The organism is Metapseudomonas resinovorans DSM 21078 (assembly GCF_000423545.1).
GTDB classification, from domain to species: domain Bacteria; phylum Pseudomonadota; class Gammaproteobacteria; order Pseudomonadales; family Pseudomonadaceae; genus Metapseudomonas; species Metapseudomonas resinovorans.
This window is the reverse complement of the sequence record NZ_KE384030.1, coordinates 351564-365580: the sequence shown is the minus strand read 5'-3', so window position 1 is coordinate 365580 and position 14017 is coordinate 351564. Positions and strand designations below refer to the sequence as shown.

Below are 14017 nucleotides of genomic sequence, written 5' to 3'. Positions count from 1 at the left end.
CCTTCGAGGAAGAGGTAGACCTTGTCGCCGGACTGGGTGTCCAGCAGGCCGCTGTCCACGCCGCCGGGGGCGCTCACGTCGAGGGCGTAGGCGATGGCGTCGGCGTCCTGTAGGTCGTTGTTGTCGCTGTCCTTGAAGCCGTCCTGGCCGAAGTCCGCCGCGTTGAACAGGCCGGCGAAACTCACCGGGCCATCGGCGTCCGGGATGTCGGTGTCGTCGGTGGTGAGGGTCGGTACGGTCACCGCATTGGCCGTAATGGACGGGCCGTCATCCTCGAAGATCATCTTCGAACCGACTTCGGCTTTGGCCGTGGACACCTGCCGCAGCATGAAGCCGCCGATGTCAAAGTCGGCGTGGTCATTTCCCTTGGCAGTGACGGCCGCGCCATTCTCGACAAGCACGCGGTTGTGGTCCTGGCTGGTGGTGTATTCGATCTTGTGGCCGGCCTTTACCCCAGTAATGGTCGCGACACCTGCTGAGAAACTGATGACGATGGCCGGATCGTTCACCGAGCCGTTCGAGTTCTCGATGATCTGCCCCGCGCTGTTCCTGACGATCACGTTGTCGATCGCTATCGAGGCGTCATTGCCGTAGCCATCGATGAAGTTCACTCCCGGCTCGAAGGCTGTGCTGAAGGCACTGATTTTCACCACGGCGCTTTTGCCGCTCTGCAGCTGCACCACATCGAAGCTGGCCGAGCGCGCATTGAACATGGCAGTGAAGTCGATGCTGGCTTCGACGTCTGCTTCGTTCTGGTCCAGGTTGGGAATGGTCACGTTCTGGCGAGCGCCCGTGACGAAGGTGAAGCGGATACCTTCCTGCTCCACGATCATCTGGTTGTTGGTGCCGAACGTGGTGGGACCACCCGCCTGGCTGGTGTTGATGGTGTCGCCGGTGGTGATGTTCACGCCATTGGACTGGTTGGCCGGGTCCTTGCCCGTGGCGATGATGGCCGGATCGGTGATCCGCATGACGCCCCCGACATCAACCAGCGTCGGGTTGGCCGTGGTGAACATCAGGAAAAGGTTCTGCCCGGAGGGCGCATTGGCCAGGCTGAAGACCAGGTCCTGGCTGGTGCTGACATAAACCTTGTTCAGCAGATTGAGAGCATCGTCATGGCTGGTGGTGTCCAGGTTCTTGAGCGGCTGGTATTGCACGGTCCACAGTTTGCCACCGGTGACCGGCGATCCGGTCTCCTCGATGTAGGCCGCGAACACGATGGCGCCAGTAGGCCCACCGACCCGGCCAAGGACGATGTTGTTGTCGCTGTCGGTGTACAGAAGGATGCTGCTGCCATCGAGGGTATCCAACCCGCTGTCCAGGCCGCTGAGCGGCGCACCGGCACTGTCGGTGAAGCCCACGTCGGTAATGCTCGCCCCCGGTGCTGCGGAGATGGTGAAGACGTTGCTGCCGGTATCACCCACCGCGCCTGTGTAGCCGCTGAGGGCCGCCCCCAGGGCCGTGCCGACGCCCAGGGCGCCCAGGCGAGCGGCGAAGGTGGTCGGCAGGGACGCCACGAGGATGTCGTTATCGTCGGCGTCTCCCACCGGGCTCAACGGGACCGCCGCGTTCTGCAGCCCGGCGGTTTCGTCCAGAACGACGTCGACACCGGTGGTGGTGATGCCGGGAACGCTGTCAGTGAACGTGTTGGAAGCCAACGTGTCATCGGTGGTGCCGTATTGGCCATCGGTTCCGGCGGCGCTGGCCGTCAGCAAAAAGGTGGCTCCCGCCGAGTCGTCGGGGTTCACATACCAGGTGGTAGTGACGCTGCCATTGGCCGCCCCATCCAGGTCGCCTGCTCCGCCGTCGGTGACGTACCAGGGGTCGTGCCCGTCCCCGGTGTTGGTGTCGATCAGATCGTCCGGCGTGCCCCACTCACCATCCGCTCCCGCCCCCACCGCGTGCTGCACCTGGAATTGCACCGTGCTGCCGAGCGCAAATCCGTCAGCGGTGATGGTGGCGGTGCTGCCGGGTGCGTAATCGTCCAGGTCAGTGCTGACACCTGGCTCGACCAGGGAAGTCGCGACACTGAAGTCGCCGCGCGCATCGTCATCATCTCCATCCCACCCATGCTCGCCTTGACGGTCCTGTCGAAGGGGATCAGCCCCTGAGCGGGCGACCAGATCGTGCTTGTGCGATGAGTGTTTTTTGTGAGTTGCCATGGTGAACTCCCGGCGATGTGAATAGACGGGGTCGGAACGAGGCCCCCGTTCTCTCTTGGCTGCCCCGACTATAGGGACTCGTCGAAAAGCCACGCATCACCAGATACTCCCAGAGTGTCTGGGAGTTTCAGGCTAATGGCGTATTCATGGCATGCGCCACGGCAGCGCTGGCCACAGCGCTCTACTTTGATCGGACTCCGGAGAGCTTGCCCAAGGGTGGGCCGCAGCGACGCGAAGGCCGGGCGCCCTTTCGTCACGCTTACAGGTGGCTGGAAAAACGCCCCACGGCGTTGACCACGCGTTGCGCGCCGTCCTGGATTTCGACGATGGCGGTGCCAGCCTGGCCGGACAGCTCAAGGCCCAGTTCGGCTTGCTGCCGACCGCGATCGATCATGGCGACGGCGCGTTCGGCCAGTTGCTGGTTCTGTTCCACCACCTTGGTGATTTCCACGGTGGCCGAACTGGTGCGCGAAGCCAGTTGACGAACCTCGTCGGCCACCACCGCGAAGCCACGCCCCTGCTCGCCGGCGCGGGCGGCTTCGATGGCGGCGTTGAGGGCCAGCAGGTTGGTCTGGTCGGCGATCCCGCTGATGCTCTTGACGATGGCGCCGATGACCTGCGACTGCTGGTCCAGCGCTTCGATGCCCTGCACCGCTTCCTGCATGCGGATGGCCAGCTCACGCATGACATCCACCGTCTGCTGTACCACGGCGGCGCCGCGCTGCGCGCTGTCATCGGTGCCCCTGGAGGTCTCCAGGGCGATGCCGGCGGCCTCGGCCACGGCCGCTTCGCGGTTGACCTGATCGGTGATCACGGTGGCGAACTTGACCACTTTGTAGAGGCGGTCATGGGCGTCGATGATCGGGTTGTAGGAAGCTTCCAGCCAGACCGTGCGGCCGTGGCGATCCACACGTTTGAAGCGATCGGCGACGAATTCGCCGCGACGCAGCTTGTCCCAGAAGGCCTGGTACTGCGACGAGTTGTACTCGACCGGCTCGCAAAACAGGCGGTGATGCTTGCCACGGATCTGCTCCAGGCTGTAACCCATGGCGTCGAGGAATCTGTCGTTGGCGGCCAGCACCTCGCCGTCCAGGTTGAACTCGATCACCGCCGTGGAGCGCTGCAAGGCGTTGATCAGGTTCTCGTGCTCGCGCGAGGCCTCGATGGTGCGGGTCAGGTTGCTGGCGTAGATGGAAAAGCGCTGGAGCTTGCCGGCGCTGTCGCGGATCGGCTGCAGGATGCAACGCAGCCAGGCCTCCTCGCCATCGCCGCGCAACAGGCGCACCACCCCAGCCAGATGCTCGCCCCGCTCCAGCGCATTCTTCACCCGCAGGTGGAACTCCAGGCCACGCACATGCTGGGGAATCAGCTCCAGCAGCGCTCGACCGAGCAATTGGTCGGCGCGGTAGAGCATTTCCTTTTCGAAATGGGCGTTGACCGACTCAATGCGACCGCGCGCGTCGAGGTAGAGCGCGAGCATTTCCTCATCGAGGCTGGCGCGAACCTGCTGGATGGAGGACAGCTCTTCGCGCAGGCTGCGCAGTTCCTGTTTCAGGCGGGAGTTGAACATGTCGGGACTCGGGGAAAGAAAACGCAGGGAGGTATTTCCTGCATCGGCAGCGCTGACCGCTTCTTTAGGCCCCTGAGCCCCCTGGCTGATTACCGGGAAATGCCGGCAGCGTGCGTCTGGGGGAAAGTGATGTGCGGGGCCGCTGGGGGACGGCAGGCGCCGTGAAGATGGGTGACGTCCTTGTCGCTTGATCGCATTCTGCCACTAGCCATTCGAGCAGCGCTACAACTAAAAACCACGCTCATTCATCCCCTGTGGGAATGCCGGAAAGTTTCAGCATCGTCCAGCGTGGGATCGAACCGTGGGTCGTCCGGATCGCGCTCCAGCTCCAGGTCGATGTAATCGGGGTCGATCAGCCAGCGCGGAAAGTCGTCCTGGCACTTTTTGTCATTGCCGGAAATGCCGCTTCTTCGCTCACTACTCATGCTGCACCTCGCGGGACCGACAGGGTCCTTACCCATTTGAGTCGGCAGCACGGCACGGCGTTCAAGGCCATCGGTCGCCGGCGTCGAACACCGAGCCATGCCCGTGGCACACACCCTGTAGGGGCGAGTTCATCGGCTTTGTCTGCGTTACGTGTTGCAAGCAGCTGCATCGCCCGTAGGAACTGGCTTGCCAGCGAATGGCCCCGTTTCGCTGGCAAGCCAGCTCCTACAAGGCTCTTGGCCAGATGGTCAATCTCTCGCAACAGCCAACGCAGGCATCGCCAATTCATTTGCCAAGGAGGGCCGCACAGCGGCCCCGCCGGTTGGACCGGACACCTTCGCCAGCAAGCGGGCTCCTACGGGCCTGCCGCGCAGGCCGCTCCTCAAGGAAAAGGCGCCAGCCCCTTGCGAAGCTGGCGCCCGGAATAAGAAAGCGGGGCCGGTGTGAGGGCACCGAACCCCGGTGGACGATGCGGCGATGCGAGCAGGATCGCAGCCCGGCCACAAGGATCTCCTCCTCCCGTACTGGCGAGAGGGAGTGCTAGGGAACAGTGGCGCCAGAAGGCACCGGGGCCTGGTGGCGGATCAGTGACGGCGATCCGGCCGGACCAGGCCCAGTTTTTCGATTCGGTAGCGCAGCATGTCCCGCGTCAGGCCCAGCAGGCGGGCGGACTTGGTGACATTCCAATCGGTCTTGTCGAGCATGCGGATGACCAGGCCCCGCTCGTCCTCGGGCTCGGCGCCATTGCCGTTGCCATGGGTGCGGTAGTGACTGGACGACTCGTCCACCAGGCTCGGGCAGATGTGCAGTTGTGCGGCACTCACCAGTTGTCCCTGGGCCAGCAGCACGGTCTGTTCGAGCATGTTGCGCAGCTCGCGCACGTTGCCTGGCCAGCTGTAGCTCTGCAGCAGATGCTCGGCCTCGCTGGTGAACTGCAGCCCCGGCTTGCCATAGCGCTTGCCGTGCTGCTTCAGGAAATGCCGGGCCAACAACAGGATGTCGTCGCCACGTGCGTACAGGCGCGGCACGCGGATGGAGATGATGCGCAGGCGGAAGAACAGGTCCCGGCGGAATTTGCCCTGCTGCACCATCTGCTCCAGGTTGCAGTTGGTGGCGCTGATGATGCGCAGGTTGACCTTGCGCTCCTTCACCGAGCCGATGCGGCGGATGGTGCGGTCCTCCAGCAACTTGAGCAGCTTGGCCTGGAGCACCAGGTCCATTTCGCCCACTTCGTCGAGGAACAAGGTGCCGCCGTCAGCCGCCTCCACCAACCCCAGGCGCCGCTCCTTGGCATCGGTAAAAGCGCCCTTCTCATGGCCGAACAGTTCGGCTTCCAGCAGGTGCGCAGGAATCGAGGCGCAGTTGAACTCGACGAAAGGTCCCTTGCTCCGCGCGCCGTCGAAGTGGAGGGCACGGGCGATCAGTTCCTTGCCAGTGCCTGTCTCGCCTTCGACCAGCACCGCCGGTAACTCGGCATCGACCATACGGCTTTCGGCATCCAGCAGCTGGCACACCATGGATTTGACTTCCAGCATCGCCGGCGACTCGCCGATCATCGCCGCCAGCCCGGCATCCTGCGCCGCACGGCTGTGATAGAAATCCAGCTTGTGCTCCAGGCGTTGGGCCTCCAGGGCCTTGTCCAGCAACAGCTTGAGCTCGGCCAGGGCCACCGGCTTGGTCAGGTAATGGAAGGCACCGGCCTTCATCGCCTGCACCGCGTCCTCGATGTTGCCGTAGCCGGTCATCATGATCGGCTTGATCTGCGGCGCGCGGTTGCTCACCTCGCGAATCAGCTCATGGCCGCTCATGCCCGGCAGGGAGTTGTCGGTGAGCAGCACGTCGGGCACCTGGTCCTGCAGCAGTTCCAGCGCCTCTTCGGCCGAGTGGCAGACCAGCGCCTCGAAGTTCTTGCGTTCGAGGTAGACCTGGATGTTGCCGGCCAGCAGCTCGTCGTCTTCGACTATCAGTACGCTGTGTTCCATTACCCCCGCCCCCCAGCGACCTTGAAGTTCAGGCAGATGCGGGTGCCTTCCCGCTCACGGCTGGTCAGGCTGACCTTGCCGCCGAAGCGTTCCATGATGCGTTTGACCATCACCAGCCCCACGCCCAGCCCACCCTGCTTGGTGGTGTAGTAGGGCTTGAAGGCCATGGTTTCCTGCTTGCGCGTCATGCCCTGGCCGGTGTCGGTAATGGCCAGCATCAGGCGCTTGCCGGTGCTGTCGGGCTTGACCTCGATGCGCAGCAGACCGCCATTGGGCATCGCCTCGATAGCGTTGGCGAACAGGCTGTTGAGCACCTGCGCCAGCAGCACCCGGTGGCTGACCACCGCGGGCGCCGCCTCGGCATGGAACTCCACCCGCACGCCGCTATGGCGGATCTGCTGATCGAAGCCATGCAACGCCTCGTTGATCACCGCAATCGGCTCCACCTCCTCGAAATCACCGGAGAGCGGCCGCGCCGAAATCAGCAGCTCGCGCACCCACTTCGACATGCGATCCACCTGGCTGATGATGTCCGCGATGTTCTTCTGCACCGGCGGGGCCACCAGTTCCTGGGCCAGTTCGGCACTGGAGCGGATCGACGCCAACGGGTTGCGCAGGCTATGGGCCACAGCGGAAGACATTTCGCCCAGGGCGACGAAGGTCTCGTTGGCGATCAGTTGGCTCTGCTGCTGGGCCAACAGGCCCGAGGCACGGCGCACGATCCAGAACAGACCGAAGTAGATCAGGCCGCCGCCAATGGCGGTGGCCAGCCAGATCAGCACGAAGCCGCGCTGGATGCGCTGCACCAGGTCACGGGGCTCCTTGTAGATTTCCACCACCGAAGCGACGTTGCCCTGGTCGTCCAGCAGCGGGATGTAGTTCTCGATGAACAGGGTGCGCGGCGCGCGGAGGAACTTCTGCTCGCTGCGCCCACCGGTGACCTCGTCATAACTGGAAGCCACCTGCATCGGCGACGAGAAGGCCTGTTCCAGGTCCTCGTTGCCAGTCAGGTCCTTGCCCACCAGTGCCGGGTTGGTCGACCACACGATCACCCGGTCGGCACCGTAGATATTCGCCAGCAGGGCATCGGGCAGCATGGCAATGTGGTCGAGGAACTCGTTGCGCGCCCGCTGCCGTGCTTCCAGCATGGTTTGCGGATGGTGGCCATCCTGGCGGGCGTCCAGCAGCTCGCCCATGGTCATGCTCGCCGGCAGCGCCACATGGCGGATCTCGGCCTGGGCGATGGACTGGATGAACTGCGAGCTGAGCATGGCATCGCGTTCGATGCTCTCGGTCACCACGAAACGCGTGGAAATGACCCCGAGGCCGATGGCCACGCTCGCGATCACCACCAGGCTGACCAGCGAGAACCAGCGCAGCAGGTTGAACTGCGGAGGTGGCGAGTCGCCGGCCTTGCCGGTTGCGTACTTATCCCAGATCACCGACAGAGCGCTCATGGAAACCTTCCTATGCGTTGCGTGATGGGTTCGACCCGTCGTGCCAACCGGGCGGCCTTGGACGCAGGTACCAGTGCATAAACCAGGCCCGTTTTACCGGTTTGGAGTGAAAGCCCCGCTCCATGCGGCCTCCCCCAGGTTCACCCGATTTTCCCCCACTCCCCCAACCCCCCCCAGATTCACCCAGTAGTGGGGAGACTCACCCACCTGCCCGGTGCCGTTGGCGAGTGCATCCAGCACGGCCAGAAGCCTTGCCGGGTGCGGCTTGGCGAGGTGATTCGGGAACACTGGCACGCTCGTTGCGGAGGGCCGGTCAGCCAGCCTGTGGCGCAGCAGATCCGCAGGGAGGGCCCCCACATTGCAAGAGGGAAAGCTCATGCAACGCAAACTCGCCAAGGCCACCACCTCGATCTTCCTCGTGGTCGCCGCAGAACACGTAACCGCCGCCCTGTACGCCGTTGACGAGGGCCCCTACAACCCCGACATAGGCTCCTTCGCCGCCTGGTACCAGGACACCCACGGCCGCACCCTGGACCTGTGCCTGTCCAAGACCATCAGCTCCCGGGCAGGCGGCGCACCTGGCGCCCCGGCCTACATGTGCTCGTTGCTGCCGGAACCGGGCGTCTACGACGACACCCAGCCGCTGGCCTTCCCCACCAACTTCCCGCCGGAAGCCTTCTGGTTCACCGCCGACGCCGCCATCGCCGACGCCGCCAGCGGCATCGACCTGGACTTCGGCGCGGCGCTGGAAGCCGCCTTCGTGGTGGAAAACCCGGCCGAGGGCGACCAGATCAGCTTTGCCCGTATCCGCATCCGGGTGGATGTCCCCACCATCGGCACCTACACCGTCACCCACCCCTACGGCGTGGAGGTCTTCGAGGTCACCGCGGATGACTTCGGCACCGACGGCGGACGCGCCATCAACATGACCCGCGACATCGGCATCGGCGCACCCAAGACCTACAACGGCGCGCTGGGCGGCGACGTCGGCCCCTTCCTGCGCAGCGTCAACGGCCCCTACACCGAGGTGAACCCGGAAACCGGCCTCTCGGAGCGTTTCATCGGTGACCCCAACCTGAACGAACCGGTCACCGGCAGCCCCTTCGACACCAACTACGTGCGCATCCAGGGCCCTGGCGGCATCGACCTGCGCACCAACCTCTTCTCCGTGTCCGGCAAGTTGTCCGATGTGATCCGCCCCACCCCGGTGATCGTGCAGCGCTCCACCTATTCGCGCAGCGCCGGCGAAACCGGGGCCAGCGCCCAGCAGGACGTCTTCGTCATGGCACCGCCGCCCCCCGGCACCGCCAGCTACGAAGACAGCGCCGCCACGACGGTGCCCATGACCGAGGCCAACGCCACCGGCAACTGGTACGGCCAATCGAACAGCAGCCCGACGCTGCCGGCCAGCGTCTCGATCACCGCCGACAACAGCGTCGCCATCCCGGAAAGCACGCCCACCACCCAGGCCGCCCCGCTGGTCGATCTGGTCCACATCCAGCGTGCCGAATACAGCCTGGCCTCCGGCCAATTGACCGTGGTGGCCAGCAGCAGCGACGAAACCTCGCCACCGGCGCTCACCGCCACCGCCAGCAGCGGCGCCGCCATTGGCGCGCTCAGCGGGGACGGCGCCACCAAGACGCTTACCACCGGCATCACGCCCACGCCTCCCGCGACGGTGACCGTCACCTCGGGCAGCGGCGGCAGTGATACCGAAGAAGTGGTCATTCTTCCCTAAGCGAACCCAGAGCCGAGCGCTCAAGCGCCAGGAGGCAACATGAACAAGTGGCCCTGCCTGCTTCTCACCACCCTGGGTCTCGCCGTCGAGGGTATCGACATGGCCGAGGCCGCCCTCAAGGCGGTCGACCCGGGCCCTTACACCGCGTCCACCGGTTACTTCCCGCAGTGGTACCAGGACAACGACAACCTCAGCCTGGAGCTCTGCCAGTCCAAGGCCCAGAGTCCTCTCGTACCCGGTTCCTATATGTGCACCCTGATACCGGAGCCGGGTGTGTTCGACGATACCCAGCCGATGGTCTTCCCCAACAACTGGCCCAGTGAACTCTTCTGGTACATGGCCGAAGCCGCCATTCCGGCCAATGCTGCCGGTTATGAGCTGGAGGTGTACACCGCCGCCATCGAGGCTGCCTTCGCCCTGGAACTACCCCGCGCCGGCGACCAGCAGAGCTTCGCGCGTATCCGCATCCGCGCCAGCATCCCCACGCCCGGCACTTACACGGTCACCCACCCCTACGGCGTGGAAACCTTCAACGTGACCGCGGCGGACATTGCCGACAGAGGCGGCCGCCGCGCCATCAACATGACCCGCGACATCGGCATCGGTGCGCCAGGGATCTTCAACGGCGCCCTCAACGGCGACGTCGGTCCGTTCCTGAAGGGGCCTGGTGCGCCCTACCCGGCCACCAACCCGGAGACCGGTGAAGAGGAGCTGTTCATCGGCGATCCCAATGTCCCGTCAACCGTGACCGGCAGCCCCTTCGGCACCAACTACGTCGAAATCAGCGGGCCGGCAGGCACCATCCGCACCGAGCTGTTCTCGGTCTCCGGCAAGATCTTCGACTCGCGCGCCGCCACCCCGGTGGAAATCGAACGCGCCAGCTACCGGCGCACCAGCCAGGGCACCCGCCTGGAAGTGTTCGCCAACGGCCCGGCCAATTCCGAGTTCTGCTACCGGGAAACCCTGGAACTGGTGGAGGGCGGCACCCAGCCGGCCTGCCTGGCAGACATGGTGAACGACGGCAGTGGGTTCTTCTTCGCCCACAACCCGGCACCGGGGGTCCTCCCGCCATTCGTGGTGGTCACCGGTACCGATCCGTCCGGCCTCACCAAACCCACGTCGGTCTCCCGTGCAGTCACAGACGTCGTGAAAGTCAGCACCGCCCGCTACAACTGGGCCGATCGCTCGCTGACCATCGAAGCCAGCTCCAGCGATGAGGTGCAGATCCCCGACCTCGCCGCCCAGGGCTTCGGTCGCCTGACCAAGGCCGGCACCCTGCAGAGCCTGCGGGTCACCGACCTGGCCCAGCCGCCAGCGGTCGTCACGGTGAAATCCGCGGCAGGCGGTGCCGACACCGAACCTGTAGTGGTAGTCGGCAGCGCACCGGAAGAAGTGCCCAACCAGGCACCGGTGGCCAACGCGGACAGCGCCAGCACCAGCTTCGGCGTACCGGTGACCATCGCCGTACTGACCAACGACAGTGACGCCGACGGCGACCTGCCACTGTCCATCACCGGGCTGACCCAGCCGGCCGACGGCCAGGGCAGCGTGACCCTGAACGGCAGCACCGGCGTGGTCTACACACCGCCACCGGTGGTCAACAGCCCACTCACCGCGACCTTCACCTACCGTGCAATGGACGTACGCGGCGAGGCGTCGGCGCCGGCTACGGTCACCGTGAGTGTCAGTCCCAACCAGCCACCAGTGGCCCTGCCCGATACCGGCAACACCCTGGGCGTGCCGCTGACGCTGAACGTGCTGACCAACGACAGTGATCCGGAAGGCAACGCACCGCTCTCGGTGGTCAACCTGACCCAGCCGGGCACCGGACAGGGCACCGCCAGCACCGACGGCACCAGCATCACCTACACGCCGCCGGCCACGGTCACCAGCGCCTTCACCGCCAGCTTCACCTACCAGGTGCAGGACGCTTTCGGCGCCCTCTCCGCCCCAGTCACCGTGACGGTCCAGGTGTCGCCACCGCCGGCCACGGCTGAGACCCTGACGGTAGCCACCGCCGAGTTCACCCTGCGCTCCAACAACCGCGTCACCTGGAGCCTGACCGGCCAGAGCTCGATCACCACCGGCAACAGCATCCGCGTACAGGTGACCACCACCACCGGCCCGCTGGACCTGGGCACTGTGGCGGTACCGCTGGGCGGGCGCTGGCGGCTTTCGGTAACCACCACCAACGTGACGCCGAGCGCGAACCCCACGGCAACCATCACCTCGTCCCACGGCACGGTGCGCACCGTGACCCTGGCGCCCCGCTAGGCGCCGGCCATGAACACCGCCACCGCGCTGCGCATCGCCACCCTGCTCGCCTTCGGGCTGGGCAGCGGTGCGCTGCCGGCGGCGGACCTGATGGAAAACTTCGACCTGGCCGGCGGCAACGCCGACCTTGGCAGCCCGCCAGGCGCTCCCCTGGACCAACAGGCCCTGGTGCGCCAGCTGGGCGAAGCGAATGTCGCGTTGCTGACGCAGGACGGGCATTCGTTGCTGGGACAGATCATCCAGAACGGCAGCGACCAGGAGGCCTACATCCTCCAGGAAGGTGTGCAGAACCTGGCCTCGATCACCCAGCAGGGCACCGGCAACCAGGCCTACATCTCTCAAAGCGGCGCCTACAACCGGGCCGAGATCGACCAGGTAGGCGCCAACAACAGCGCGTCCATCGTGCAGTCCGGGGAGGGACTGAACAGCACCATTACCCAGTATGGAAACGGCCTCAGCGTGCAGGTGATCCAGCACTGAAGGCGAACTCACGATCCGAACGACTCGCAGGGAATCATCCCCAGGAGGCAATACCATGTTCCAGTACAAACCGCTTGCCGCCGCGATCCTGACCCTGGTCAGCATCCAGGCCTTCGCCGACGACAGCCTCTCGACCCAGACCCAGAACGGCCTGGAAAACGTAGCCGAAGTGCAGCAGGCCGCCGCGTCCTTCAGCAGCGCCACCCAGGACCAGCTCGGTGAAGACAACAACGCCTACGCCGACCAGTCGGGCGGCACCGGCACGGTGACCCAGACCCAGGACGGCACCTACAACGCCTCCACCGGCGTGCAAGGCTCGGAAACCGAAAGCCAGATCACCCACACCCAGAGCGGCGACTGGAACAGTGCCCACAGCGAACAGTGGTCCAACCAGAACAGCCAGGCCACGGTGACCCAGGACGGCAGCTTCAACGCCGCGTTCAGCTTCCAGGACAGCCAGGTCGCCAGCACCATCGACATCAACCAGGTCGACCAGGAAAACATCGCCGATGCCGAACAGATATTCGGCACGGACAACACCACCACCATCACCCAGAGCGGCACGCACAACCAGGCCGGCACCTGGCAGGTGGACCAGACCAGCAGCCGCGTCGACGTCCAGCAGTCCGGCAGCGATAACCAGGCCTACATTGACCAGACCGGCCCCGGCCTCGACAACCAGGCCGTGATCTTCCAGAGCGGCGAGACCGGCTACGCGGAAATCTGGCAGACCGAACAGGAAGGCAGCCAGGCCTCCATCGACCAGGGCGGCGGCGCCCTCAACGAAGTGGTCGTCGACCAGAGCTTCGGCACCGGCAACCTGGCCACCATGACCCAGACCGGCGACGCCAACGCCGCCTGGACTGACCAGTACGCCACCATCGATTCCGTCAGCACCATCACCCAGACCGGCAACGGCAACCTCAGCCTGACCTACCAGGAAGGCGTGAACCTCAGCCTGACCGTGGACCAGACCGGCAACGACAACAACGTCTACGCCAGCAACTGGCAGGGCGCCCAGGAAGGCGGCCAGTTCGGCAACGACCAGACCGTGGGCCTGAGCCAGAACGGCAACGGCAACACCGCAAACTTCACCCAGGAAGGCAACTTCAACGAGCTGTATTTCGACCAGACCGGCGACAGCAACGCCCTGGTGGTCAGCCAGCGTGACGGCGGCAACATCGCCGAGGGCTCCAGCGAAGGTATCGGCAACAGCGTCGAAGTCGACCAGTCCGGCAGCGACAACCTGAGCCAGACCTACCAGAGCGCCGGCGGCGACAACGTCGCCAGCATCACCCAGGCCGACATGAACAACCTCTCCATCGTTAGCCAGGTAGGCTGGGGCAACCAGGCCACGGTCAACCAGAGCAACTTCAACATGACTGCCACCGTCGACCAGACCGGCACCGGCAACTCCGCCACCGTCGTCCAGCAGTAATCCCCCGAAGCCGCCGCCCCGTTGTGGGCGGCGGTCTTTTTCCCATGCTCCTCGCCGCCCTGCTGGTCAGCGCCAGCCTCCAACTCCAGCCCCAGGCCCCCGGCCAGGCCGACCTGCGCCTGTGCTTCGCACCTCCCAGCCCCCATGTGCGCTACGAACTCCTGGTCATCGCCCAAGGCCCAGCCGGCCGCAGCCAGTCACGCCAGAGCGGCGTGGCGGACAGCGCCTGCCCCGTGCACAACCGCCTCAACCTGACCGTCACGACGCGGGTAGAAGCTCGGCTCAAGTGGTGGGTCGACGGGGTGGAACAGGAAGAGCGGGTGGAGTGGATTCAGTTGTAGGCCCCCGCACACATGAAGGCTCTCCTTGTGGGGGCGAATTCATTCGCTGTGTCTGCGTTAGCTATTGCGAGAGATTTACCAACGGGCCAAGAGCCTTGTAGGAGCTGCTTGCAACACGTAATCCAGACATAAAGGGCCGCGCAGCGGCC

General features: G+C 65.1%; 10 protein-coding genes. 5 read left to right on the top strand and 5 right to left on the bottom strand.

The features are described from left to right. The 5 genes from G559_RS31045 to G559_RS0125060 all read right to left on the bottom strand — a co-directional run. The coding region (locus tag G559_RS31045) for a DUF5801 repeats-in-toxin domain-containing protein (protein WP_036997873.1) at positions 1-2162 on the bottom strand (2162 nt) is incomplete at its 3' end. A 259-nt stretch (positions 2163-2421) separates the two neighbouring features. Then, positions 2422-3732 carry a methyl-accepting chemotaxis protein gene (locus tag G559_RS0125075; protein WP_028630861.1) on the bottom strand — a complete coding sequence of 437 codons (1311 nt, stop codon included), beginning with the start codon at positions 3730-3732 and terminating at the stop codon, positions 2422-2424. A gap of 245 nt (positions 3733-3977) precedes the next feature. After that, positions 3978-4157 (bottom strand): hypothetical protein, encoded by a 180-nt coding sequence (locus G559_RS0125070; protein ID WP_028630860.1) that lies wholly within the window; start codon positions 4155-4157, stop codon positions 3978-3980. A 585-nt stretch (positions 4158-4742) separates the two neighbouring features. Continuing rightward, on the bottom strand, positions 4743-6140 hold the full coding sequence (locus G559_RS0125065; protein WP_028630859.1) for a sigma-54-dependent transcriptional regulator: 1398 nt from the start codon (positions 6138-6140) through the stop codon (positions 4743-4745). Beyond that, positions 6140-7597, bottom strand: a complete 1458-nt coding sequence (locus G559_RS0125060) for a sensor histidine kinase (protein WP_036997860.1) — start codon at positions 7595-7597, stop codon at positions 6140-6142. Before G559_RS0125060 ends, G559_RS0125065 begins: the two co-directional genes overlap by 1 nt. A 376-nt stretch (positions 7598-7973) precedes the next feature. Here G559_RS0125060 and G559_RS0125050 point away from each other — a divergent pair, with 376 nt between their 5' ends. From G559_RS0125050 to G559_RS0125030, 5 genes are read left to right on the top strand one after another with little or no spacing between them, the layout of a single operon-like run. After that, positions 7974-9335, top strand: coding sequence for a hypothetical protein (locus G559_RS0125050; protein ID WP_028630856.1), 1362 nt, complete (start codon positions 7974-7976; stop codon positions 9333-9335). A gap of 39 nt (positions 9336-9374) precedes the next feature. After that, positions 9375-11609: an Ig-like domain-containing protein gene (locus G559_RS0125045; RefSeq protein WP_028630855.1), complete on the top strand. Its 2235-nt coding sequence runs from the start codon at positions 9375-9377 to the stop codon at positions 11607-11609. 9 nt (positions 11610-11618) lie between these two features. Beyond that, a complete protein-coding gene (locus G559_RS0125040; RefSeq protein WP_028630854.1) occupies positions 11619-12089 on the top strand; it encodes a curlin in 471 nt (156 codons plus the stop codon). Between the two features lie 55 nt (positions 12090-12144). Next, positions 12145-13527 (top strand): curlin, encoded by a 1383-nt coding sequence (locus tag G559_RS0125035; protein WP_028630853.1) that lies wholly within the window; start codon positions 12145-12147, stop codon positions 13525-13527. A gap of 44 nt (positions 13528-13571) precedes the next feature. Beyond that, on the top strand, positions 13572-13868 hold the full coding sequence (locus G559_RS0125030; protein ID WP_028630852.1) for a hypothetical protein: 297 nt from the start codon (positions 13572-13574) through the stop codon (positions 13866-13868). Positions 13869-14017: the final 149 nt, after the last annotated feature.

Bases quoted from the DNA above. Each gene is read 5' to 3' on its own strand.
- G559_RS0125035 (WP_028630853.1), top strand. From the start codon at position 12,145: ATGTTCCAGTACAAACCGCTTGCCGCCGCGATCCTGACCCTGGTCAGC.
- G559_RS0125040 (WP_028630854.1), top strand. From the start codon at position 11,619: ATGAACACCGCCACCGCGCTGCGCATCGCCACCCTGCTCGCCTTCGGG.
- G559_RS0125065 (WP_028630859.1), bottom strand. From the start codon at position 6,140: ATGGAACACAGCGTACTGATAGTCGAAGACGACGAGCTGCTGGCCGGC.
- G559_RS0125030 (WP_028630852.1), top strand. From the start codon at position 13,572: ATGCTCCTCGCCGCCCTGCTGGTCAGCGCCAGCCTCCAACTCCAGCCC.
- G559_RS0125045 (WP_028630855.1), top strand. From the start codon at position 9,375: ATGAACAAGTGGCCCTGCCTGCTTCTCACCACCCTGGGTCTCGCCGTC.
- G559_RS0125075 (WP_028630861.1), bottom strand. From the start codon at position 3,732: ATGTTCAACTCCCGCCTGAAACAGGAACTGCGCAGCCTGCGCGAAGAG.
- G559_RS0125070 (WP_028630860.1), bottom strand. From the start codon at position 4,157: ATGAGTAGTGAGCGAAGAAGCGGCATTTCCGGCAATGACAAAAAGTGC.
- G559_RS0125050 (WP_028630856.1), top strand. From the start codon at position 7,974: ATGCAACGCAAACTCGCCAAGGCCACCACCTCGATCTTCCTCGTGGTC.
- G559_RS0125060 (WP_036997860.1), bottom strand. From the start codon at position 7,597: ATGAGCGCTCTGTCGGTGATCTGGGATAAGTACGCAACCGGCAAGGCC.